Annotated in this window: 24 protein-coding genes; 2 read left to right on the top strand and 22 right to left on the bottom strand. The window is 61.3% G+C overall.

What is annotated here, in order from left to right:
- Nucleotides 1-13 precede the first annotated feature (13 nt).
- Complete coding sequence (locus CSQ92_RS13740; protein WP_099394364.1) at nucleotides 14-910, top strand: MBL fold metallo-hydrolase; 897 nt, start codon at nucleotides 14-16, stop codon at nucleotides 908-910.
- A gap of 169 nt (nucleotides 911-1,079) precedes the next feature.
- Here the strand turns inward: CSQ92_RS13740 and CSQ92_RS13745 are convergent, their stop codons facing one another.
- From CSQ92_RS13745 to rpsF, 7 genes are all read right to left on the bottom strand, one after another.
- Nucleotides 1,080-2,090, bottom strand: a complete 1,011-nt coding sequence (locus tag CSQ92_RS13745) for an inorganic phosphate transporter (RefSeq protein ID WP_034783457.1) — start codon at nucleotides 2,088-2,090, stop codon at nucleotides 1,080-1,082.
- Between the two features lie 42 nt (nucleotides 2,091-2,132).
- Complete coding sequence (locus CSQ92_RS13750; RefSeq protein ID WP_010400015.1) at nucleotides 2,133-2,759, bottom strand: DUF47 domain-containing protein; 627 nt, start codon at nucleotides 2,757-2,759, stop codon at nucleotides 2,133-2,135.
- 94 nt (nucleotides 2,760-2,853) lie between these two features.
- On the bottom strand, nucleotides 2,854-4,239 hold the full coding sequence (locus CSQ92_RS13755) for a replicative DNA helicase (protein ID WP_034750488.1): 1,386 nt from the start codon (nucleotides 4,237-4,239) through the stop codon (nucleotides 2,854-2,856).
- Between the two features lie 135 nt (nucleotides 4,240-4,374).
- Nucleotides 4,375-4,830: a 50S ribosomal protein L9 gene (gene rplI / locus CSQ92_RS13760; protein WP_034783456.1), complete on the bottom strand. Its 456-nt coding sequence runs from the start codon at nucleotides 4,828-4,830 to the stop codon at nucleotides 4,375-4,377.
- Between the two features lie 27 nt (nucleotides 4,831-4,857).
- A complete protein-coding gene (gene rpsR / locus CSQ92_RS13765; protein ID WP_010400024.1) occupies nucleotides 4,858-5,148 on the bottom strand; it encodes a 30S ribosomal protein S18 in 291 nt (96 codons plus the stop codon).
- Nucleotides 5,149-5,173: 25 nt separating this feature from the next.
- A complete protein-coding gene (gene priB / locus CSQ92_RS13770; protein WP_034783455.1) occupies nucleotides 5,174-5,473 on the bottom strand; it encodes a primosomal replication protein N in 300 nt (99 codons plus the stop codon).
- Nucleotides 5,474-5,493: 20 nt separating this feature from the next.
- Entirely contained in the window at nucleotides 5,494-5,883 is a 390-nt protein-coding gene (gene rpsF / locus CSQ92_RS13775; RefSeq protein ID WP_034750499.1) for a 30S ribosomal protein S6, read from the bottom strand.
- A gap of 275 nt (nucleotides 5,884-6,158) precedes the next feature.
- Between rpsF and lexA the strand changes: the two genes are divergently transcribed.
- Nucleotides 6,159-6,794, top strand: coding sequence for a transcriptional repressor LexA (gene lexA, locus CSQ92_RS13780; protein ID WP_034783454.1), 636 nt, complete (start codon nucleotides 6,159-6,161; stop codon nucleotides 6,792-6,794).
- 66 nt (nucleotides 6,795-6,860) lie between these two features.
- Here lexA and CSQ92_RS13785 read toward each other — a convergent pair whose 3' ends face one another.
- The 15 genes from CSQ92_RS13785 to CSQ92_RS13855 all read right to left on the bottom strand — a co-directional run bounded on the left by CSQ92_RS13785 (nucleotide 6,861) and on the right by CSQ92_RS13855 (nucleotide 23,276).
- Entirely contained in the window at nucleotides 6,861-8,102 is a 1,242-nt protein-coding gene (locus CSQ92_RS13785; protein WP_099388738.1) for a cystathionine gamma-synthase family protein, read from the bottom strand.
- A 43-nt stretch (nucleotides 8,103-8,145) separates the two neighbouring features.
- On the bottom strand, nucleotides 8,146-9,669 hold the full coding sequence (gene purF, locus CSQ92_RS13790) for an amidophosphoribosyltransferase (protein WP_034783451.1): 1,524 nt from the start codon (nucleotides 9,667-9,669) through the stop codon (nucleotides 8,146-8,148).
- A gap of 39 nt (nucleotides 9,670-9,708) precedes the next feature.
- Nucleotides 9,709-10,197, bottom strand: a complete 489-nt coding sequence (locus CSQ92_RS13795) for a CvpA family protein (RefSeq protein WP_077407525.1) — start codon at nucleotides 10,195-10,197, stop codon at nucleotides 9,709-9,711.
- Nucleotides 10,198-10,214: 17 nt separating this feature from the next.
- Complete coding sequence (locus CSQ92_RS13800) at nucleotides 10,215-11,186, bottom strand: SPOR domain-containing protein (RefSeq protein WP_070260521.1); 972 nt, start codon at nucleotides 11,184-11,186, stop codon at nucleotides 10,215-10,217.
- A gap of 24 nt (nucleotides 11,187-11,210) precedes the next feature.
- On the bottom strand, nucleotides 11,211-12,509 hold the full coding sequence (gene folC / locus CSQ92_RS13805) for a bifunctional tetrahydrofolate synthase/dihydrofolate synthase (RefSeq protein ID WP_099394365.1): 1,299 nt from the start codon (nucleotides 12,507-12,509) through the stop codon (nucleotides 11,211-11,213).
- A gap of 115 nt (nucleotides 12,510-12,624) precedes the next feature.
- Entirely contained in the window at nucleotides 12,625-13,497 is an 873-nt protein-coding gene (gene accD / locus CSQ92_RS13810) for an acetyl-CoA carboxylase, carboxyltransferase subunit beta (protein ID WP_010400390.1), read from the bottom strand.
- Between the two features lie 197 nt (nucleotides 13,498-13,694).
- Nucleotides 13,695-14,492: a tryptophan synthase subunit alpha gene (gene trpA / locus CSQ92_RS13815; protein ID WP_099394366.1), complete on the bottom strand. Its 798-nt coding sequence runs from the start codon at nucleotides 14,490-14,492 to the stop codon at nucleotides 13,695-13,697.
- Between the two features lie 133 nt (nucleotides 14,493-14,625).
- The gene (gene trpB, locus CSQ92_RS13820; protein WP_099388741.1) at nucleotides 14,626-15,876 is read right to left on the bottom strand and encodes a tryptophan synthase subunit beta; all 1,251 of its coding nucleotides are present in this window, start codon (nucleotides 15,874-15,876) and stop codon (nucleotides 14,626-14,628) included.
- Nucleotides 15,869-16,552: a phosphoribosylanthranilate isomerase gene (locus CSQ92_RS13825; RefSeq protein WP_070281123.1), complete on the bottom strand. Its 684-nt coding sequence runs from the start codon at nucleotides 16,550-16,552 to the stop codon at nucleotides 15,869-15,871. Before CSQ92_RS13825 ends, trpB begins: the two co-directional genes overlap by 8 nt.
- 28 nt (nucleotides 16,553-16,580) lie before the next feature.
- Nucleotides 16,581-17,411 carry a tRNA pseudouridine(38-40) synthase TruA gene (gene truA / locus CSQ92_RS13830; protein ID WP_174718108.1) on the bottom strand — a complete coding sequence of 277 codons (831 nt, stop codon included), beginning with the start codon at nucleotides 17,409-17,411 and terminating at the stop codon, nucleotides 16,581-16,583.
- 46 nt (nucleotides 17,412-17,457) lie between these two features.
- On the bottom strand, nucleotides 17,458-19,944 hold the full coding sequence (locus CSQ92_RS13835) for a FimV/HubP family polar landmark protein (RefSeq protein ID WP_257219211.1): 2,487 nt from the start codon (nucleotides 19,942-19,944) through the stop codon (nucleotides 17,458-17,460).
- A gap of 255 nt (nucleotides 19,945-20,199) precedes the next feature.
- Nucleotides 20,200-21,327: an aspartate-semialdehyde dehydrogenase gene (gene asd, locus CSQ92_RS13840; RefSeq protein ID WP_071653368.1), complete on the bottom strand. Its 1,128-nt coding sequence runs from the start codon at nucleotides 21,325-21,327 to the stop codon at nucleotides 20,200-20,202.
- Nucleotides 21,328-21,372: 45 nt separating this feature from the next.
- Complete coding sequence (gene leuB / locus CSQ92_RS13845) at nucleotides 21,373-22,443, bottom strand: 3-isopropylmalate dehydrogenase (RefSeq protein WP_099394368.1); 1,071 nt, start codon at nucleotides 22,441-22,443, stop codon at nucleotides 21,373-21,375.
- An 11-nt stretch (nucleotides 22,444-22,454) separates the two neighbouring features.
- Nucleotides 22,455-23,102, bottom strand: coding sequence for a 3-isopropylmalate dehydratase small subunit (gene leuD, locus CSQ92_RS13850; RefSeq protein ID WP_034783435.1), 648 nt, complete (start codon nucleotides 23,100-23,102; stop codon nucleotides 22,455-22,457).
- A gap of 51 nt (nucleotides 23,103-23,153) precedes the next feature.
- A complete protein-coding gene (locus tag CSQ92_RS13855) occupies nucleotides 23,154-23,276 on the bottom strand; it encodes a lipoprotein (protein WP_010400408.1) in 123 nt (40 codons plus the stop codon).
- Nucleotides 23,277-23,312 lie beyond the last annotated feature (36 nt).

Raw genomic sequence — 23,312 nt, forward strand, 5'->3', positions numbered from 1 at the left:
AACAAGGTACTGAATGAAATTCACGTTCAGGGGCGTGCGCGGCTCCATCCCCTCTCCCGGCCCGCGCACGGCGCGCTATGGCGGCAACACCACGTGCATCGAAGTACGCACCGACAGCGATGGCCTGATCATTCTCGATGCGGGCAGCGGCATCTTCTCGCTGGCGCAGCAACTGCCGCCAGGCGAGCCTGTCGACGCGCACGTCTTCATCACGCACAGCCACTGGGACCACATCCACGGCCTGCCCATGTTTTCGCCCCTGTTCGTGGCCGGCAACCGCATGCGCCTGTACGGCGCCCACGATGCCGTCGCCGGACGCGGCATCGAGCACGTGATGGCGGTGCAACTGCAAAACAGCTATTTTCCCGTCAGCGAAGCGGCCATGGCGGCCTGCATCGAGTACCGCACCCTGGCGCCCGGCGAGGCCGTCGAGGTAGGCGGCGCGCAGGTGCGCGGCGCGGAAATGAACCACCCCGTCGTCAACCTCGGCTACCGCATCGACTGCGGCGGCGCCGCGCTGTTTTTCAGCGGCGACCATGAACCGTTCTACAACCTGCATCCGCCCGGCCATGCCGAGCACGCGGCCTGCGCGGCGCGCAATGCACAGCGCCAGGCCGGCATCGACGCACTGGTCGCCGGCGTCGACGCGCTGATCATGGATTGCTCGTACACGCGCGAGGAATATCCGGGCAAGCAGGGCTGGGGCCACGGCACCTTCGACGCCGCCTTCGACCTGGCCCTGCGCTGCGGCGCGCGGCGCCTGTACTGCACCCACCACGAACCGACCCGCAGCGACGAGCAGCTCGAAGCCGTGTTTGCCGACGTGATGGGCCGCTATGCGAGCCGCCTGGACGGCCTGCAGGTGTTCCTCGCCTACGAGGGGCTGACGGTGGACCTGGCCGGCGCATAAAAAAAAGGAACCTTGCGGTTCCTTTTTTTGAATGTGCCCAATTGGTGCAAGGCCCTCTGAAAACCGTAGCGAGCAAGCCCGATATCGGATTGAGTAGCGGAGCTGTACTTTAGTACAGTGAGCAACGGAGATTCGATAGGGGGTTGCGCAGTAGGTTTGCAGGGGCGCCTTACATGATGTGGTGGCCAATCCACCAGGCGACTGCGGCAACGAAGGCGGAAGCCGGAATCGTGAAGATCCAGGCCCAGACGATATTGCCCGCCACGCCCCAGCGCACGGCCGACATTTTTTGCGACGAGCCGACGCCGACGATGGCGCCCGTGATCGTGTGCGTGGTCGACACGGGAATGCCCAGCGCCGTCGAGACGAACAGGGTGATCGCGCCACCGGTTTCGGCGCAGAAGCCGCCCACCGGTTTGAGCTTGGTAATCTTCTGGCCCATGGTCTTGACGATGCGCCAGCCGCCGAACAGCGTACCGAAGCTGATGGCCGTGTAGCACGAGATGATGACCCACATCGGCGGCATGGCATCGGCCGCGCTCGAGTAGCCGGCGGCGATCAGCAGCATCCAGATGATGCCGATGGTTTTTTGCGCATCGTTGCCGCCGTGGCCCAGGCTGTAGGCGGCCGCCGATACCAGCTGCAAACGGCGGAACCACTTGTCGACCTTGCGCGGCGTCGAACGCACGAAAATCCACGACACGAGCAGCATCATGATCGAACCGAACACAAAGCCCAGCACGGGTGCGATGACGATGAAAGCCACGGTTTTCCACAGGCCGGCCGCGACCAGCGCGCCCGTGCCGGACTTGGCGACAGCGGCGCCCACCAGGCCGCCGATCAGCGCGTGCGAGGACGACGAGGGAATGCCGTAGTACCAGGTAAACAAATTCCAGAAGATGGCGCCCATCAGCGCGCCGAAGATCACGTACTGGTCGATCACCGCCGGGTCGATGGTGCCCTTGCCCACCGTGGCGGCCACGGTCAGCTGGTGGAACACGAAGATGGCGACGAAGTTGAACGTGGCGGCCATGGCAACCGCGGTCTGCGGTTTCAATACGCCCGTCGAGACCACCGTGGCGATCGCGTTGGCGGCATCATGGAAGCCGTTCATGAAGTCAAACAGCAGCGCGAGGACGATCAACAGGCCTAGCACGTAGATGCTGATTTGTATGGTCATTGTAGTTTCTTTTCTGATTCTGGTTCAGGACAGGCCCAACGCTTACGCGTTTTCGACGATGATGCCTTCGATAATATTGGACACATCTTCGCAACGGTCGGTCACGGTTTCCAGAATTTCGTAGATCGCTTTCAGCTTGATCAGGTTGCGCACGTCCGGCTCATCGCGGAACAGCTTGGACATGGCGGCGCGCATCACGTGGTCGGCGTCCGATTCCAGGCGGTCGATCTCTTCGCAGATGGCGACGATCTTGCGCGAGTTGTCCATGTTATGCAGCATGGCGACGGCGTCGCGCACTTTTTCGGTACAGGCCAGCACCAGTTCGGCCAGGCGCTTGGCTTCCGGCGTGACGGCTTTCAGATCGTACAGCGAAACGGTTTGCGCCGCATCTTCCAGCAGGTCGAGGATGTCGTCCTGGCGCGTGATCAGCTGATGGATGTCGTCGCGGTCGATCGGCGTGATGAAGGTCTTGTGCAGCATTTCCACGGTGGCGTAGGTGACTTTGTCCGCCTGTTTCTCGATGCTTTCGATCGCATGCACGCGGTTTTCCAGGTCGTCGAAATTGGTCATCAGGCCGAGCATCTCTTTGGCGCCCTTGACGCACAGTTCCGCGTGCTGGTTAAACAATTCAAAAAACTTGCCCTCAGTGGGCATCAAGCGTCCAAACATGTCATTCTCCGTTAAGCATTGAGTCGTGTTATTTACTACAGAAAGCCGCCCCTTTTGATGAAGGGGCGGCCAATGGAATATCAGTGCTGCTGTGTTAGTCGCCTTGGTAAAGCGCCAGGCCACCACTGTAATTGCCAAATTTGGTGTACTGCCCCATGAAGGTGAGGCGGATGCTGCCGATTGGACCGTTACGTTGTTTACCGATGATGATTTCGGCCGTTCCCTTGTCTGGCGAGTCGGGGTTATACACCTCGTCGCGGTAAATGAACAGGATCACGTCGGCATCCTGCTCAATAGCGCCCGATTCGCGCAAGTCGGACATGACAGGACGTTTGTTCGGGCGTTGCTCCAGCGAGCGGTTCAGCTGGGACAGCGCGATCACGGGGCAGCCGAGTTCTTTCGCCAGGCCTTTCAAGCCCCGCGAAATCTCGGAAATCTCCGTGGCGCGGTTGTCGCCCGGCGTATTGGCCGACATCAGCTGCAAGTAATCGACGATGATCAGGCCCAGCTTGCCGCATTGACGCGACAGGCGGCGCGAGCGGGCGCGCAATTCGATCGAGTTGAGCGCCGGCGTTTCATCGATGTACAACTGCGCGTCGTTCATCTTCTGGATCGCATTCGTCAGGCGCGGCCAGTCCTCGTCGTTCAGGCGGCCCGTGCGCAGGCGGTGCTGGTCCAGCTGTCCGACGGAGCCGAGCATACGCATGGCCAGTTGGGCGCCGCCCATCTCCATCGAGAACACGGCCACGGGCAAGCCGCTGTCGATGGCCACGTTTTCGCCGATGTTGACGGAAAACGCCGTCTTGCCCATCGACGGACGGCCCGCCACGATCACCAGGTCGCCCGGCTGCAGACCGGAGGTCATGCGGTCGAGGTCGATGAAACCGGTGGGCACGCCCGTGATTTCACTCTGGTTGTCGCGGCTGTACAGTTCGTCGATGCGCTCGACCACTTGCGTCAGCAGGGGCTGGATGGCGGTCCAGCCCTGGGCGCCGCGCGCGCCTTCTTCGGCGATGGCGAAAATCTTCGATTCGGCCTCGTCAAGCATCTGCTTGACTTCCTTGCCTTGCGGGCTGAAGGCCGTGCCGGAGATATCGTCGGCGACGGTGATGAGCTTGCGCAGCACGCCGCGGTCGCGCACGATCTCGGCGTAGCGCCGGATGTTCGCGGCCGATGGCGTGTTTTGCGCCATGGCGTTCAGGTAAGCGAGTCCGCCCACATCATCGGCCTTGCCGAGCTGGGTCAGGGTTTCAAAAACAGTAATGACATCGGCTGGCTTGGAAGCGTTAACCATCTTGACGATTTGCTCGAAGATGATGCGATGGTCATAGCGATAGAAATCCTCCGCATGCATGAAGTCGGCGATGCGGTCATACGCGGCATTGTCGCGCAGCAGACCACCAATGACGGATTGTTCTGCTTCGATCGAATGCGGCGGAATACGGAGGGAATCCAGTTGCGGATCAGAGGGGGCGTTCATGGCGCGAATTATACCCGCTTCGGCGTGCTGGCAAAAATAAAGGGCTGAAATTGAGCGAAAAAAAGGCCACAAAAAAGCCGGGCGAACCCGGCTTTTCATAGTGCGGCAACGCTTGCGGGCCAGGCCCGCAGACGATTACGCGTTCGCGTCTGGTACGACAGCGATAACAACTTCCACGACCACGTCGGTGTGCAGAGCAACCGAAACGTTGTGCTCGCCAACGATCTTCAGCGGGCCGGTAGGCATGCGGATTTGTGCTTTTTCAACAGCAAAACCTTGCTTGGTCAGCGCTTCAGCGATGTCGAAGTTGGTGACGGAACCGAACAGACGGCCATCAACACCAGCTTTTTGAGCAACTTGAACGGTCAGGCCGCTCAGTTTTTCGCCCTGGGCTTGCGATGCGGCCAGTTTGGCGGCAGCAGCTTTTTCCAGTTCGGCGCGCTTGACTTCGAATTCAGCCACAGCGGTTGCCGTAGCACGACGTGCCAGGCGTTGCGGGATCAGGAAGTTACGTGCGTAACCGTCTTTGACTTTGACGACTTCGCCGAGGTTACCGACGTTAACAACTTTTTCTAACAGAATGATTTGCATAGTTCTTCTCCAGGAATATCTGACCGATTAAGCGTGGTGCAGATCGGTGTATGGCAGCAGCGCGAGGAAGCGAGCGCGCTTGATTGCGGTGTCAACTTGGCGCTGGTAGTGCGCTTTGGTACCGGTCAGGCGTGCTGGCATGATCTTGCCGTTTTCTTGGACGAAGTCTTTCAGCGTGTCGACGTCTTTGTAGTCGACTTGCTCAACGTGAGCTGCGGTGAAGCGGCAGAACTTCTTGCGTTTGAACAACGGGTTTTGCTGTTTGCGTTTTTCTTTAAGCTTGAGCTTATTTTTGTCGAACTTTTTACCGAATGCCATGTCAGGCTCCTGTATCTAAAATGCGCTAGTCAGAATTGACTGCACTAAAATCAATGATGTGAAACACCAAACTCTTGCTGTTGCGGCTCTTCCTGGCCAGGAAACCCGTGAACTGATATACCCCGCCCAAGCTTGCCTGACTGAACCTGCCTGAAATTTCGCCAGCGGCTAGCGCGGCAACATCAAACTCGGTCAAACGGGCAATCCCTGCTTCCATCTGCTGCGAACTGTGTTGCAATACTGCATTCACAATCGGCAGCCCTGCCGGGGTATAGCGCAATATTTCGCGCTCGGCAATGATGGCGGTTACTTGTAGCTGGTTCAGCGCACGATCCTGGTCAAGAATTAAGCTGCTGCTGCGGCTGGAGCGGCTGCTGGTGCTTCGGTGCGGTGGCTTTTGGCCGCGTCTTCGCGTTGTACCGATTTCATCATCGGCGAAGGAGCTGTTTCAGCTTTCTTCATTTTAACGGTCAGGTGACGCAACACGGCATCATTGAATTTGAATGCTGTTTCCAACTCGACCAGGGTCTCGTTGTCGCATTCGATGTTCAGGCAGATGTAGTGTGCTTTAGGCAGCTTTTGGATCGAGTAAGCCATTTGACGGCGGCCCCAATCTTCCACGCGGTGAACCGAACCGCCGCGGGTGGTTACGCTGGCTTTGTAGCGTTCGATCATCGCGGGCACTTGCTCGCTTTGGTCCGGATGGACGATAAAGACTATTTCATAATGACGCATGCAAACTCCTTCAGGTCGGATTGATAATCGCCCACCCCGGCGTCAAGACGGGTGTGGGAAGGTCAGCCGAAGATTATAACCGCCTTTTGCAAACGTTTCAATCATTCCTTCCACCAGCGCCCGAAAAGCCCGCGCGCCACCGTGCTTTCCGCCCCTGGACAAGTATTTCTTGCGAAATTCGCCTAAAACACGGAAATCCCCTTGCATAGTGGGCGATACTGTACAAAAATACAGACTGTTCATATAGACAGCATTTTAGTATGCACCCACCGCTCATGATCAAGCTGACAGCACGACAAGAACAAATCCTGAACCTGATCAAGGACGCGATTGAAAACACGGGCTTTCCTCCCACCCGTGCCGAAATCGCCAATGAACTGGGTTTCAAATCGGCCAATGCGGCCGAAGAGCATTTGCAGGCCCTGGCCCGCAAGGGCGCGATCGAGATTTCTCCCGGCACCTCGCGCGGCATCCGCCTGATCGGCGCGGCCGCTGAAGCCCTGCCATCGAAAGTGCCGGCAGCGCTGCTGATGTCGCTGCCCCTGATCGGCCGGGTGGCGGCAGGCTCGCCCATTCTGGCACAGGAAAACCTGGAAGCGAGCTACAACGTGGACCCCGCCCTGTTTTCTGCCAAGCCCGACTTCCTGCTGAAGGTGCGCGGCTGGTCCATGCGCGACGCCGGCATCATGGATGGCGATTTACTGGCCGTCAAGAAGGTCGATAGCGCCAAGAATGGCCAGATCGTCGTCGCCCGCATCGGCGACGAAGTCACCGTCAAGCGCTACAAGAAAACGGGTTCCGTCATCGAATTGCTGCCGGAAAACCCCGACTTCAAGGTCATTACCGTATCGCCGGAAGATGAATTCGCCCTGGAAGGTTTGGCGGTAGGCTTGATGCGCAGCTGGCATTGAACCTCCGCATGTAAAAAGGGCCGCAACAGCATGACTGTTGCGGCCCTTTTTTATTGCCCAGGCGTTTTATGCGTCCAGGGCGCTACGGAAATCCTCGAGCAAGTCCGCCTCATCCTCGATACCGACGGACACGCGGATCAGGGATTCGGCGATGCCCATGCTGGCGCGGCGCTCGGCGCCCATCTCGTAAAAGATCGTGTGGGCGACGGGAATGACCAGGGTGCGCGTGTCGCCGAGATTGCTCGCTGGAATGGCAAGATTGAGACGATTGAGGAAATCGAAGCAATCGATGCCATCCTTCAGCTCAAAGCTGAACAGCGAGCCATAGCTGCGGAACAAATCCGTCGCCAGCGCGTGCTGCGGATGCGCGGCCAGGCCCGGGTAATGCACGGCCGCTACCCGCGGGTCGGCAGCCAGCATGGTGGCCAGCGCCAGGGCGTTCGAGCAGGTGCGGTCCATGCGCAAGGCCATGGTTTCCGCGCCGACGGCGATATGGTGCGCCGCTTCCGGCCCCAGGGATGCGCCGAAATCGCGCAAGGCCTTGGCGCGGATTTGCGCGATGCCCCACTGCGCCGGCGCCGCCTTCTTGTAATTGTCGAAAATGTTCGGATACTGCGTCCAGTCGAACACGCCCGTGTCCGTCAAGCTGCCGCCCAGGGCATTGCCGTGGCCGCCGATGGATTTTGTCAGCGCATTGACCACCAGGCCCGCGCCCACGGCTTTCGGGCGGAACAGGTAGGGCGTCGTCATCGTATTGTCGACGATGTACAAAATGCCGCGTTCCTTGCACAACGCGCCGATCTTCGCCAGATCGGCGATCTGCGTGCGCGGATTGGCGATGGTTTCCACAAACACGATGCGCGTTTGCGGCGTGATGGCGGCGGCCACGTTGGCCACGTCCGTGGCGTCGACGAACGACACGCCGATGCCCTGCCCCGTCACCGTTTGCCACAGGCTGTTGGTGTTGCCAAACAAAAAGGCCGACGACACGACATGATCGCCCGCGCGCAAGAGCGCCTGCACCACGGCGCCGATGGCGCCCATGCCGGTGGCGAAGCACAGCGTGGCGACGCCGTCTTCCATCTTGTTGACCTTGTCTTCCAGCGCGGAAACGGTCGGATTGCCCTGGCGGCCGTAGCGGAAGCCGGGCTCCTTGCCCTGGAATACGGAAGCGAGCTGGCGCGCATCGCCGTAGCCGAAGGCAACGGAAGTATGCACGGGCTTGTGCAGGGAACCGTGCTCGATGCCCTTGCGGCGGTCGTTATGCAGGATGGTGGTGGTAAAGCCGTAGTTTTTTTTATCGTTCATGATCGCGGAGCAAAAAAAGCCCGGCGCTAGCCGGGCAAGATAATTACGCTTCTGTTGTCGCCAGGTTCAGGTTCAGCTGGGAACGCGGCGTATCTTCGGGCGCTGCCGCCTTCGGATGATGGCGCGCATATTCCAGGCGGTCCAGGTATTCCTGCGACACGTCGCCCGTCACGTACACGCCATCGAAGCACGACGCTTCGAAGTTGGTCAGGGCCGGGTTGACGTCGGCGATGGCCTGCTTGAGCGCGCCGATGTCCTGGTACACTAGGTAGTCGGCCGTGATTTCGCGGCACACTTCTTCCGTCGTGCGGCCATAGGCGATCAGTTCGTCGCGCGTCGGCATGTCGATGCCGTACACGTTCGGGTAGATCACCGGCGGCGCAGCCGAGGCGAAGATGACTTTCGTCGCGCCCGCTTCGCGCGCCATCTGCACGATTTCACGGCTGGTGGTGCCGCGCACGATGGAATCGTCGACCAGCAGCACGACCTTGTCCTTGAATTCGGACGGGATCGCGTTGAGCTTCTGGCGCACGGATTTCTTGCGCGCCGCCTGGCCCGGCATGATGAAGGTACGGCCGATATAGCGGTTCTTGATGAAGCCTTCGCGGTACTCGATGTTCAGCGCCATGGCCAGCTGGATGGCGGCCGGACGCGAGGAATCGGGAATCGGCATGACCACGTCGATATGCACGCCTGGCAATTCGGCGCGGATCTTCTCGGCCAGGTACTCGCCCATTTTCAGGCGCGTGGCGTACACGGAGGCACCGTCGATGACGGAGTCGGGACGGGCCAGGTAGACGAATTCGAACACGCACGGGTTCAGGCTGGCATTGTCGGCGCATTGGGCGCTGTGCAATTGCTTGTCAGCATCGATGAAGACGGCTTCGCCGGGGCCGATGTCGCGCACGAAGCGGAAGCCCATGCCTTCCAGGGCCACGGATTCGGAAGCGATCAGGTATTCCGGACCTTGCTCCGTTTCATTGATGCCCAGGCACAGCGGGCGGATGCCGTGCGGATCGCGGAAGGCCAGCAAGCCCACGCCGGCGATTTGCGCCACGGCGGCGTAACCACCCTTGACGCGGCGGTTCAGCACGGTAACGGCCTTGAAGATGGCTTCCGGGTCCAGGTTCAGGCCCGTCGTCGCTTCTTGGATTTCATGCGCCAGCACGTTGAGCAGCACTTCCGAATCGGAATCGGTATTGATGTGGCGGCGGTCATTCTTGAACATTTCCAGCTTCAACTGTTCCCAGTTGGTCAGGTTGCCATTGTGCGCCAGGGTGATGCCGAACGGCGCATTCACATAGAACGGTTGTGCTTCCTCTTCGCTCGACGAACCGGCCGTCGGGTAGCGGCAATGGCCGATGCCCGTCGTGCCTTGCAGCGAACGCATGTTGCGCGTACGGAAGACGTCACGCACGAGGCCATTGGCTTTGTGCATGGAAAACATACTGCTGTGATTGGTCGCAATCCCTGCCGCGTCCTGACCGCGATGTTGCAGGAGCAACAATGCATCATAGAGCAATTGATTGACAGGTTGATGGGAAACGACGCCGACGATGCCACACATGGTGTGCTCCTAAACTGTGCTACTGATTTTAAAAAAAATTCAAAATTTCACATGCTGCGCGTAAGCGGCAGGCAGATAAGGCTTGATGGCGCGCGCGCCCTGCTCCGCGAGCGGGCTGAGCTGCGCGTTTTTCCAGAATGGCTGCTGCGGTATGGACGTCATGCCACACAAGATGACGGCGGTCAGCACGATCACAAGGCCCCGCGCCACGCCAAACAGGCTGCCCAGGGTGCGGTCGGCCAGGCTCAGGCCCGTCACCTTGACGAGCGCGTCGACCGTCATGGACAGCAATCCCATCAAAATGCGTACGCCGATGAACAGCACCACGAAAGCCAGCAACAAACGGATGGCTTCGCCCGGCACGGCTTCCGGCAGGAATTTCGCCAGCGTGGCGCCATAGGCGTTGGCAATGACGAAAGCCACGATCCAGCTGACCAATGACAGTATTTCCTTGACCAGGCCACGCATCATGCTGATCAGCACGGACGTCACCAGCACGAACAGCACCAGGTAATCGAAGATCGTCACGCGCGCTCAGTGCAACATCACGCCGGTACCAGGCTGCCGCCCAGGCCCAGCTTTTGCAGCTTGGCGCGGGTCTTTTCGGCGTCTTCGCGGCTGCCGAACGGGCCCACGCGCACGCGGATGCGCTCGCCCGCCGGGCTGGAGACTTTTTGCGTGTACGACTTGATGCCCGCTTCGCGCAGCTTGTCCTGCAATTCGTCGACCTTGTCCTGCGTCGCCAAGGCCGCCACCTGCACCACGAACTTGCCGCTGCCGGCGTCGTGCGCCTTGTCTTGTACTTTCTCTTGCGGCTTGCCTTCCAGGATAGCCAGCGCGCGCGCGGCATCGTCGGCCGATTGCGCCGGCTTGGCAGGCTTAGTCTCGGGCTTCGCTTCCGGTTTCACCTCATGCTTGGGCTCGGGCTTGGGCTCGTGTTTCGGCTCAGGCTTGGGTTCGTGCTTCGCTTCCGGTTTCGGCTCCACCTTGACCGGCTTGGGCTCAGGCTTGGGCTCAGGTTTCGGTTCCACATAGGTCGGCTTGACCGTTGCAGGCTGCACGGCGGCCAGCACGGGCGCCGGTGTGGGCGTAGGCTTGGCTGCAGGCGGCAGCGGCGCATCGACGATTTCCTCGGACTGGTCCAGGCCATTCGCTGCGGCCTGGGCCGGAACGGCCGGCACGGGCGCCGGTGCAGGTGCGGCGGCCTTTTCCTTCGACGGAATGTCGATGGCGATATCGTTGAAGGGCGCCTTCGGCTCGGAATCGAGCAGCATTGGCAAGCCGACAGCTACGCCCAGGGCCAGGGCAATCGCCCCGACCAGGCGGCGGCGTGCGCGCTTCTTTTCAGGCAAGACCGGATCCGGCGCTTCCTTGCCGCCACGGCGCGATCCGCCGCCACCGGAGGTGTTGGCTGCGCGCTTGCGGGTCGGCGACTGTGCTTCGCCAGGGACATAAAAGCCGCTGTCTTCGCCAGAGGATTCTTGCTTGTTTTTAAACAGTTTCGAGAACAAGCCCATGCGTGATTTTCAGTCGAGTGCGTTTCAGTGAAGTGAGGATTTTCGGGCCTTCATCACGCCGGCAACGGTGAGGAAAGAACCAAAGACCACAATTCTATCATTCTCACCGGCCCGGCTCATTGCATTTGCAAAAGCTTGTGCCGGATCATCGAAAATAGACACAGTATGTTCGCTGCTGTCGGGCTTGTCTTCGAGCATGATCTGCACCTTGGCGGCCAGTTCGGAGGCCGTGGCCGCGCGCGGTGAAGGCAGGCCCGTCAGGCACCAGTGGTCGACGTGCTCGCTCATCGCGGCCAGTACGCCATCGATATCCTTGTCCAGCATGGAGCCGAACACGGCATACGTGTACGGGTGGAAACCCATATTGCCCAGGTTCTGGTTCAGCGCCGAGGCTGCATGGGGGTTGTGCGCCACGTCGAGGATCACGCTGGGGCGGCCAGGCAAGACCTGGAAGCGGCCCGGCAGTTCCACCGTCACGAGGCCGGTGCGCACTTCCTGCGCGCCCACGGGCAGTTTCAGCTTCAGCACTTCCAGCGCGGCCAGCACGGCCGTCGCATTGAGGATCTGGTTGGCGCCGCGCAAGCTCGGGTAAGCGAGCGAATTGCGGCGCTGCTCGCGCCCGCCATAGTTCCACTGCTGCTTGTCGCCCGAATAATTGAAATCGCGGCCCATCAGCCACAGGTCCGCGCCGATGGCTTCCGCGTGGTCGATCAGCGACTGCGGCGGCACGGGGTCGCTGCAAATGGCCGCCTTGCCCGGACGGAAGATACCCGCCTTTTCAAAGCCGATCGCTTCGCGCGTGTCGCCCAGGTAATCCGTGTGGTCGATATCGACGCTGGTGACGATAGCCACGTCGGCGTCGATCACGTTGACGGCGTCGAGGCGCCCGCCCAGGCCCACTTCGAGGATGGCCACGTCCAGCTTGGCCTGCGACAGCAGGTGCAGGATCGCCAGGGTGGTGAATTCGAAATACGTCAGCGGCGTGTCGCCACGCACGGCTTCGACGGCATTGAAGCTGGCGACAAGCTGTTCATCGCTGGCCATCTCGCCCAGCACGCGGGCGCGCTCGTTAAAATCAAGAAAGTGCGGCTTGATGTAGAGCCCCACTTTGTAGCCGGCACGCAACAACACGGATTCCAGCATGGCGCAGGTGGACCCCTTGCCATTCGTGCCTGCCACCATGATCACGGGGCAAGTAAACGCCAGCTGCATGCGCGCCTTGACGGCTTGCACGCGGTCCAGGCCCATGTTGATCTGGGTTTCCGAATGGCGGGTTTCCAGCAGGGCTAGCCAGTCCGGCAAGGTGGTGGGGAGGTTTTGCATGGGAGACTTCTTGAAAAGAGTGCGCGAGGCGGAAAAGACATGAGACCCAAACCGAAGACTGGGGTCGGACCCTGAGGGTCCGACCCCGGCAGTTCAGGTTTTGGGGTAAATCAAATTACGCAAGTACTTCGACAGCCTGGTTTTGCAACAAGGCCAGCAGGCGGGCGATTTCTTCGCGCATCTTGCGGCGGTCGACGATCATGTCGACGGCGCCCTTGGTGACGAGGAACTCGGCGCGCTGGAAGCCTTCCGGCAGTTTTTCACGCACGGTGTTTTCAATCACGCGCGGACCGGCAAAGCCGATCAGCGCTTTCGGTTCAGCGATGACCACGTCGCCCATGAAGGCGAACGAAGCGGACACGCCACCCATGGTCGGGTCGGTCAGCACGCTGATGAATGGCAATTTCTTTTCCGACAGCTTGGTCAGCATGGCCGTGGTTTTCGCCATCTGCATCAGGGACAGCAAGCCTTCCTGCATGCGCGCGCCACCGGTGGCGGTGATGCAAATGAACGGCACTTTCTGTTCCAGCGCGATCTGCGCGCCGCGCACGAAGCGCTCGCCCACGACGGAGCCCATGGAGCCGCCCATGAATTCGAATTCGAAGCACGCCACGACAACCGGCAGGCTCATGATGGCGCCGCCCATGACGACCATCGCATCCGTCTCGCCCGTCGCTTCCATGGCGGACTTCAGGCGGTCCGGGTATTTCTTGCTGTCCTTGAATTTCAAGGTATCGACGGGCAGGATTTCCTGGCCGATTTCATAGCGGCCGCCCGCGTCGAGCAGGCTGTCGAGGCGTTCACGCGCGCGGATGCGCATGTGGTGGTCGCATTTCGGGCACACGTGCAAATTCGACTCCAGGTCCGTACGGTACAGCACGGCTTCGCACGACGGGCACTTGACCCACAGGCCTTCCGGCATGGTCTTGCGCGCGGCGGCATCAGAACGCTGGATGCGCGGTGGCAGCAGTTTTTCCAACCAACTCATATTTTCTCCTTGGGCCCTTGTAGGGGTAGCGTCGGTGGACGCCCCCGGCAGACGGTAAACGGCGACGCCCCGCAGGGCGCCACCAAAAATTTTATCTATTGCACAATAACAGGCAAATCAGTGGCCGAAGTGTAGCCGTTTATCGCCGGGCTGTCGAACTTTGCCGCCACCCGAGCTTGCGTAAACAACAAGCTTGCTCAGGCGTCCAGTGCGGCGCGGATGCTTGCCGTAAAGCTGCGCACGGCGTCGACGGCGCCACCTTCCGGGGCATTTTCAATCTCCTGGATGATGCGGCTGCCGATCACGACGGCATCGGCCACCTTGGCAACGGCCTTGGCCGTGGCGCCATCGCGGATGCCGAAGCCCACGCCGACAGGTAATTTTACATGCTGGCGGATGGCCGCGAGGCGCTCTGCCACCTGTTCCGTATCAATGTTGCCGGCGCCCGTGACGCCTTTCAGCGACACATAATAGCTGAAGCCGCCGCCAACCTTGGCCACTTGCGCAATGCGCTCTTCAGTCGAGGTGGGCGCCAGCAGGAAGATCAGGTCGAGCCCAGCCTCGCGCATGGCGGCGGCGAATTCCTCGCACTCTTCCGGCGGATAGTCGACGACGATGGCGCCATCGGCGCCGGCCGCTTGCGCTGCATCAATAAACGCGGCGCTGCCGATGCGCTCGATGGGGTTGGCATAGCCCATCAGCACGACGGGCGTCGTCTGGTTCGTTGCGCGGAACTGGCGCACATAGCCGAACACATCGTGGATGCCCACATTGAATTTCAAAGCCCGTTCGCAGGCACGCTGGATGACGGGGCCTTCGGCCATGGGGTCGGAAAACGGCACGCCCAGCTCCAGCACGTCGGCGCCGCCCTCGACGAGTGCGTGCATCAGGGGCACGGTGGCGTCAGGGCCGGGGTCGCCGGCGGTGATGAAAGTGACCAGGGCGGTCTTGTTGTTGGATTTTAAATTGGCAAAAGTGGCGGAGATACGGGACATGATGAGCTTTCTTAATGATGGATAGATGGAATGATTTCAACCCAAAGCAAAGGCTGGGGTCAGTCCCTGCGGGATCGGAATGCGCACCCCTGGCGCGCACTCCCCCGGCGGGTCTGACCCCGTTGACACGCTGCTAGTTGAAATTGAGTCCCATGCGCTCCGCCACGGTATGCATGTCCTTGTCGCCACGGCCCGACAGGTTGGCCAATACAATTTTATCTTTCGGCAAGGTAGCCGCCAGCTTGGCCGCGTAGGCCAGCGCGTGCGACGATTCCAGGGCCGGGATGATGCCTTCGATATGGCAGCAGTCGTGAAACGCTTGCAGCGCCTCGTCGTCCGTGATCGACACGTATTGCGCGCGGCCCGAATCTTTCAGCCACGCGTGTTCCGGGCCCACGCCCGGATAGTCGAGGCCGGCCGAGACGGAGTGCGTCTCGATGATCTGGCCATTTTCATCCTGCAGCAGGTAGGTGCGGTTGCCGTGCAGCACGCCCGGAAAGCCCGCCGTCAGCGAAGCCGAGTGCTTGCCCGTGTCCAGCCCTTCGCCGGCCGCTTCCACGCCGATCAGTTTCACGTCCTTCTGGTCGATGTACGGGTAAAAGATACCCATGGCGTTCGAGCCGCCGCCGATGCAGGCCAGCACGTAGTCGGGCTGGCGGCCCGTCATTTCCGGCATCTGCACCAGGCATTCCTCGCCGATCACGGACTGGAAGTCGCGCACCATCATCGGATACGGATGGGGGCCGGCCACGGTGCCGATGATATAAAAGGTGTTTTCGATATTCGTGACCCAGTCGCGCATGGCTTCGTTCAGCGCATCCTTGAGGGTCTTGGAGCCGGATTCGACGGGCACGACGGTCGCGCCCAGCAATTTCATGCGGTACACGTTCTGCGCCTGGCGCTTGACGTCTTCGCTGCCCATGTAGACCACGCATTCGAGGCCGAAGCGGGCGCAGATGGTGGCCGTGGCCACGCCATGCTGGCCAGCGCCCGTCTCGGCGATGATGCGCGGCTTGCCCATGCGCTTGGCCAGCAGGGCCTGGCCGATCACGTTATTGATCTTGTGCGCGCCCGTGTGGTTCAAGTCTTCGCGCTTGAAATAGATTTGCGCGCCGCCAGCCATCTCGGACCAGCGCTTGGCGTGGTAGATGGGCGACGGACGGCCAACAAAGTGCTTGAGCTCGTAGCGGAACTCTTCGAGGAATTCCGGGTCCGCGCTGTAGCGCGCGTAAGCGTCCTTCAGCTCGGCCAGCGCGTGGGTCAGCGTTTCAGCAACAAACGAGCCGCCATAGGGGCCGAAGTGGCCGCGTACGTCAGGAAAAGGGTAATCGGTGGCGTGGAACAATGCGGCGGCTGCGCCGGGCGCGGTGGTGTGGTCATTCATGGTGGTTTCCTCTGGCAATGATGGCATCGGCATCCTGCACCGCGGCGATAAACGCGCGGACTCGGGATGCGTCCTTGATGCCCTTGGACGCTTCGACACCACTGCTGATGTCGACGGCGTAAGGGCGCACGCGCACCACTGCGTCAGTCGCGTTTTGTACGCTCAAGCCACCACTTAAAACGACCCGAGGCGCGAGTTCTTTTGGAATGAGGGACCAATCAAATACCTTTCCTGCACCGCCGTAGGCATCCACATAGGTATCGAGCAAGAGGCTGGAGAACAAGGGACTGGCGGCGCGATAGCGCTGTTCGTATTCTAGCAAATCTTCAAAGGAGGTGTCGGGTTTGACGCGGAACACTTGCGTAAAGGGCGTATTCACGGCGCCAGCCAGCGCGGCGCTGTGTTCGGGCGTCTCGTCGCCATGAAATTGCAGCAGGGACAAGGGCGCCACGGCCCTCGTGGCCCGCACCTCGTCCAGCGTGGCATTGACGAACAGGCCCACCGTCGTCACGTAGGGCGGCATGGCGGCGATCAGGCTGGCGGCCTGCTGCGGCGTGACGTAACGGGGGCTTTTCGGATAAAACACGAAACCGATGGCGTCGGCGCCCGCGGCCACGACGGCCTGGATGTCTTCGGCGCGGGTCAGGCCGCAGATCTTGATGCGTGTGCGAGGCATGGCAATCCTTTACTTGATTTGATGCAGATCAAAACCAGGGCAAAGCGCTACTACTGTCTTGCGGCAATGCCCATTTCGGATCGTAATCGATCTGTGCCAGGTACAGGCCGTCCGGCATGAAGGTCGGCGCCGCCGCGTGGCGGTCTTTACTTTCAAGCAAATGCCCAAGCCAGTCCGGCTTTTCGCGCCCCGTGCCGATGTAGACGAGCGAACCGACCAGGTTGCGCACCATGTGGTGCAGGAAGGCATTGGCCGTAATGGTGAAAATCACGCAATCGCCGCGCCGCTCGATGCGGATGTCATGCATCAGCTTGACGGGCGACTTGGCCTGGCATTGCGCGGCGCGGAAAGCCGTGAAATCGTGCCAGCCCAGCAGCGGTTGCACGGCTTGCCGCATCAGTTCCACGTCCAGCGGACGGAAAAAGAAGCCGGCGCGCCCTTCCACGAGCGGCGAACGGGTGGCGTTGTTGTACAACACATAATGGTAGGTACGCGCGCGGGCGCTGAAGCGGGCGTGGAAGAAGTCATTGACCGTCGGATCGCCTTCAAGTTCCTTGGCCCAGCGCACGGCGATGGATTTCGGCAGGAAGGCGTTGACGCCGCGCACCCACGAGTGCACGTCGCGGTTCAATTCCGTATCGAAATGCACGACTTGCTCGAGCGCATGCACGCCCGTGTCCGTGCGGCCGGCGCAGGTGGTGGCCAGGCGCACGCGGGCAAACTGTTCCAGCGCGTTTTCCAGCTGATCCTGCACCGTTTGCCCGTCTTCCTGTTTCTGGTATCCATGCCAGGCCGTGCCGTCGTACTGCAGGCCGAGGACGATACGCTTCAATGGCGTTGCTGTCGTAATATTTTGCATCGAAGCATTATACCGGCGCGGCAGCCTGCCGCACCGGCGGGTATTGCTAGCTCAGCAAAGCCCTCATCGTATTCGCTTTCGCGACCTGTTCGGCGCTGCCGCCCTTGATGACCTCATCGATCAGCTCGCGCGCGCCTTCCTTGTCGCCGATTTCCTGGTAAGCGATCGCCAGGTCCAGCTTGGTATCCATTTCCATGTGGATGGCCGACAGCGGGTCGTCCACGCCAGCGCTGGCCGTCTTGCCATCGTTGAGGTCCAGGTCGATGCCGGACAGGTCGAATTCCTGTGCCGGCGGTATGGCTTCCGGCAAGGTGGCGGGCGTTTGCGCGTCGTCGAACAGGCTCTCGAGGGAAGGCTCGGCCGCCGCGACCGGCGCGGCAGCGGGCGCCACGGGTTCGTCGAGGTCGAAATGGGCCAGGTCGACATCCTTCAACGGATCAGGCAATGGCGTCAAGCCGGCGCCCACGCCATTCACGGGGCCGGCTGGCGGCTCCAGGTCCAGGCCGAAATCCATGCTGGCGTCATACTGCGCATCCTGCGCGGTGGAGACCGGCTTGCTGTCCGGTCCCGGCATGACGATCGGGTCGCTGGTAGAAACGGGCTCGAAATCGAGGCTGTCGAGGTCGAAGTCGAGGGGCGCGCGCGTATCGTCGCGGGCCATCACGGAGGACACGGGCTCGGCGGGCGCCAGGTCAGCTGCCGGCGCTGATTCAGGAGCAGACAGATCGTCGGACAAGTCCATGCTCTGGCCATGCAAGTCGTCGCCCGCAGCCTTGCTCAGGCTGACAACGGCGTCGTCTTCCGTATCGCCATACAGGGGATTGGTGGGATCGAGCGCCAGGCCCAGCGCGGCCGCCTGCGGCCACTCCTCGCCCTGGCCCCGCGTCAGGCTGTACAGCTCGCTGGCCTGGTCTTCAAATGCGCGCACGTCGTTGCGGGCCGAATAGATTTCCAGCAGCTTCAGGCGGGCTGCATGGCGCTCCGGGTGGATGCGCAAGGCTTCCTTGAGGATATCTTCCGCCTGGCCATCGCGGCCGTAGGCGATATACACGTCCGCTTCGGCGACCGGGTCCGTTTCATTCGCATCGAGCATGCTGGCACCCGCTACGGCGGCCACGCCGGCAGCGGCGGCACCCGTGCCGAACAGGTGGTTGCTCGCTTCGGACTGCTGGTCTTCCGGCGCCAGGCCGGCCGGCGGCGTCACCGGCGCTTCCGGCTCGAACACGGGGGCGACATTGTCGGCGGGCGGCGGCGTCTCCTTGCGGCGGCGCGCGATCACCAGCGCGGCCACGGCCGCCAGCAGCGCGGCCAGGCCGATGCCGATGGCACCCATATGGTCATTGATCTTGTCGGCGAAGGTCGGTTCCAGCGGCGACGGCTTTCTCACCAGCGGCACCGGTTTCGCCTTCGGCACGGGCGGCTGCGCCTCGGCGGCCGGGGCAGGAACGCTGGCCGGTGCGCTGGCAGCGGTCTCGGCCGGCTTGGCGGGCGCCGGGGCGCTCTTGTCCACCATGGCCTTGCTCTTGACCGCCATCAACTTTTCCAGGTCGCTGACGTTCTTTTCCAGCTCTTTGACGCGCGCGGCAGCTTCATCGACCTGCTTCGCCTTGGCGATCTTGTCTTCCTCGCTGGCGACGGCGCTCTTGCCGGCCGACTTGGCCGCCGGCTCCGCCTTCGACAGTTTCAGCTTGTCTTGCGACTCGCTCACGGCCGTCGGCTTTTCCTGCACCTTCGTCGCGCCGATCTTGCCAGCCGTGCTTTGCGTCGCTTGCGCCGCCTTGGCCGGCTTGCTTTGCGACACCTGGCCAGCCAGCTTGTTGCGGTAGGCTTCGAAATCGATGGCGTGCGCCGTCACGATGCCCTTCGCTTCAGCCGCGCCCGTGGCGCGCACGGTGTCCGCGCCCGGCACGGCCAGGATGCGTCCGGCCTGCATGCGGTTCATGTTCTCGCCCTTGAAGGCATCGGGATTGGCCCGGTACAGGGCGACGAGCATCATGTCGAGCGAGACGCCCGAAGGCTTCAGCTCGCTGGCGATGCGGCTCAGGGTATCGCCCGCCTTGACCTTGTATTCGCCTGCCGCCTTTTTCGCGGCCGGTGGCGCAGCATCGGCCGCGGCGGCAGCCGGTTTGGCCTTGCCTGGCTCGACTGGCGCCGTCACTTGCGCGCCGCGCGTCTGGCGCGCTTCGGGCGTGTCGAGCACAAACGCATATTCGCGCACCTGGCGACCGCTCTTGCTGCTCAGCTCCAGCAAAAGATCCACCATGGGTTCGGCCACCGGTTGCGCCGAGCTGATGCGGATGAAGGGCTTGCCATTGCGGTTTTCCACGGCAAACGTCAGCGCGTTCAGGGCGGGATTGAATTCCACGTTGGCCTGGCGGTAGGCGTCCGGCGGCGCCAGCTTGGCCAGCAGGTTCGCGGCCTCGCCTGGCTTGACGGCCGATAATTCGACCTCGGCGCGCAGCGGCTGGCCGGCGGCGGACAGCACCGTGATCTTGCCCAGCTCGGCTGCGGATGCCGCCGGTGACAATAACACCGCACAGGCGACAGCGCTGCTGAGTGTTTTAATGGCAAGGGAGGCGACCCGGGGACGAGTGTGTACAGGCATAGTTGGCGGCATCTTAGTTGACATGGGAAAACTGTTACTTTTCCAGAGGTATCAACATATCATCATGCCCAGAGCTATGCAAGCTCCGCATGGTTGAGCCTTGAGGGGCTCAGGACGAAAAAAAAGCCGGGAAAACAGCCCCGGCTTGATCTTGATCAGCAATTTATTACTGATTTATTGCCATTACGCGTCCAGCAGGATGCGCAGCATGCGGCGCAGCGGCTCGGCCGCGCCCCACAGCAACTGGTCGCCCACGGTGAACGCGGACAGGTATTCGCCGCCCATGCTCATCTTGCGCACGCGGCCGACAGGAATCGTCAGGCTGCCCGTGACGGCCGCCGGCGACAGGTCGCGCACGGACGCTTCGCGCGTGTTCGGCACGAATTTCACCCACTCATTGTTGCTGGCGATGATGTCGTTGATTTCATCGAGCGGCACGTCTTTTTTCAGCTTGATGGTCAAGGCTTGCGAATGGCAGCGCATGGCGCCGATGCGCACGCACAGGCCGTCCACCGGGATTTCCTTGGTGCCAAAGTCGATGCCGCGGCCCAGGATCTTGTTCGTTTCCGCGCCCGCCTTCCACTCTTCCTTCGACTGGCCGTTACCCAGGTCCTTGTCGATCCACGGGATCAGGTTGCCGGCCAGCGGCGCACCGAATTGCTTGATTTCATCCGGGGAATAGCCGTGCTGGGTGGCCAGCACCTGGCGGTCGATTTCCAGGATGGCGGAAGCCGGGTTGTCCAGCAGCGCCTTGACGGAACCGTTGATGGTGCCAAATTGCGTCAGCAGTTCGCGCATGTGCTGCGCGCCGCCGCCCGATGCCGCCTGGTAGGTCATCGACGTCATCCAGTCGATCAAATCGTGCTGGAACAGGCCGCCCAAGCCCATCATCATGCACGATACCGTGCAGTTGCCGCCGATGTAATTCTTGACGCCCTTGCCCAGCGCATCCTTGATGACGTGCAGGTTGACGGGGTCGAGCACGATGACGGCGTCTTTTTCCATGCGCAGGGTCGATGCCGCATCGATCCAGTAGCCATTCCAGCCCGCTGCGCGCAGCTGCGGGAAGACAGCGCTCGTGTAGTCGCCGCCCTGGCAGGAAATGATGATGTCGCACTTGGACAGTTCGGCGATGTTGTTGGCATCCTTGAGGATGGTTTCATTCTTCGCCATGGCCGGCGCCGCGCCGCCCGTGTTCGAAGTGGTGAAAAACACCGGTTCGATATGGGCGAAATCGCCCTCTTCCTGCATGCGCTGCATCAGGACCGAACCGACCATACCGCGCCAACCTACCAAGCCAACTAATTTCATTACCATTCCTCAAGATGAGACGGCGACTGCCGTCATTAGACTATTTTATCCCAGCGCTTTTACAACTGCATCACCCATCGCCTCGGTACCGACCAAAATCGTGCCCGCTTCATGGATGTCGGCCGTGCGCAGGCCCTGCGCCAGCACTTGCTTGACAGCAGCCTCGATGCGGCTTGCCTGCTCTTCGCGGTTGAGCGAATAGCGCAGCATCATGGCCGCCGACAAGATCGTCGCCAGCGGATTGGCGATGCCCTTGCCCGCGATATCGGGCGCCGAGCCGTGCGACGGTTCGTACAGGCCCTTGTTGTTGGCGTCGAGCGAAGCCGACGGCAGCATGCCGATCGAGCCCGTCAGCATGGCGGCCGCATCCGACAGAATGTCGCCGAACATGTTGCCGGTCACCATGACGTCGAATTTCTTCGGCGCCCGCACCAGCTGCATGGCCGCGTTGTCGACATACATGTGATCGAGCGCCACATCCGGGTATTCCTTGTGCACGTCGGTAACGATGTCTTTCCAGAACTGGAAGGTTTCCAGCACGTTCGCCTTGTCCACGCTGGTGAGGCGCTTGTCGCGCTTTTGCGCGGCCTGGAAAGCCACGTGGGCGATGCGGCGGATTTCCCCTTCCGCATAACGCATGGTGTCAAAACCTTCGCGCTGGCCCTTGAACGGACCATCCGGGCACTCGCGCACGCCGCGGGGCTGGCCGAAATAGATGTCGCCCGTCAGTTCACGGATGATCAAAATGTCCAGGCCGGACACCACTTCCGGCTTCAGGGTCGAAGCGCCCGCCAGCTCCGGATACAGAATGGCCGGACGCAGGTTGGCGAACAGGCCCAGGTTCTTGCGCAAGCCCAAAATCGCCTGCTCGGGACGGAACTGGCGCTCCAGGTTGTCGTACTGGTAGTCGCCCACAGCGCCGAACAGCACGGCATCAGCCGCCTTGGCCAGGGCCAGGGTGCCTTCCGGCAAAGGGTGGCCATGGGCCGCATAGCCGGCGCCGCCCACGGGTGCCGTTTCCAGCTCGAACGATTCGCCCAGCACATTCAAGACCTTGACAGCTTGCGCGACGATTTCAGGACCGATGCCGTCGCCGGGTAAGATTGCAATTTTCATATTTTAATCGTTTAAATGACGTTGGCCAGCCAGGGCTGAGCAGAAAGATGGCGTTCTTCGAAGGCGCGGATATCGTCGGCGTGGCGCAGGGTCAGGCCGATATCGTCGAGGCCATTCATCAGGCAATATTTGCGGAAGGCGTCGATCTCGAACGGATACGAGACGGAACCGTTGCTGGTGCGCACGCATTGCTGCTCCAGGTCCACCACCAGCTTGAAGCCGGGGAAAGCCTTGACTTCATTGAACAGGTGCTCGACCTGGCTTTCCGACAGCACGATGGGCAGCAAGCCGTTCTTGTAGCAGTTATTGAAGAAGATATCGGCAAACGATGGCGCGATGATGGCGCGGAAGCCATATTGATCCAGCGCCCACGGCGCGTGTTCGCGCGAGGAGCCGCAACCGAAGTTCTTGCGCGTAAGCAAGATCGAAGCGCCCTGGTAGCGTGGCTCGTTGAGCACGAACTCCGGATTCAGCGGACGGCGGCTGTTGTCCTGGCCAGGCTCGCCATGGTCGAGGTAGCGCCATTCATCGAACAGGTTGGGGCCGAAGCCGCTGCGGTGGATCGATTTCAGGAATTGCTTCGGGATAATCGCGTCGGTGTCGACGTTGGCGCGGTCCAGCGGGGCGACCAGGCCTTCGTAAATCGTAAATTTATCCATGCTGTTTCTACTCGGTAGGACGCGCGGCACGGGGCGCCGGCACGTCGCGGTTTATTTTCCGCCGGCGCCAGTGACGACCTGGCCGACTTTCTGCACATCGCGGCCGATGCCGGAGACGGTGTTGCAGCCAGACAGGATGACGGTGGCGATGAGGAGGGCGAAGAGTTTTTTCATGATGATTTCTTGATAGTAAGTAAGGGACCGGGAACG

The organism is Janthinobacterium sp. BJB446 (assembly GCF_002735655.1).
Classification (GTDB): domain Bacteria; phylum Pseudomonadota; class Gammaproteobacteria; order Burkholderiales; family Burkholderiaceae_D; genus Janthinobacterium; species Janthinobacterium lividum.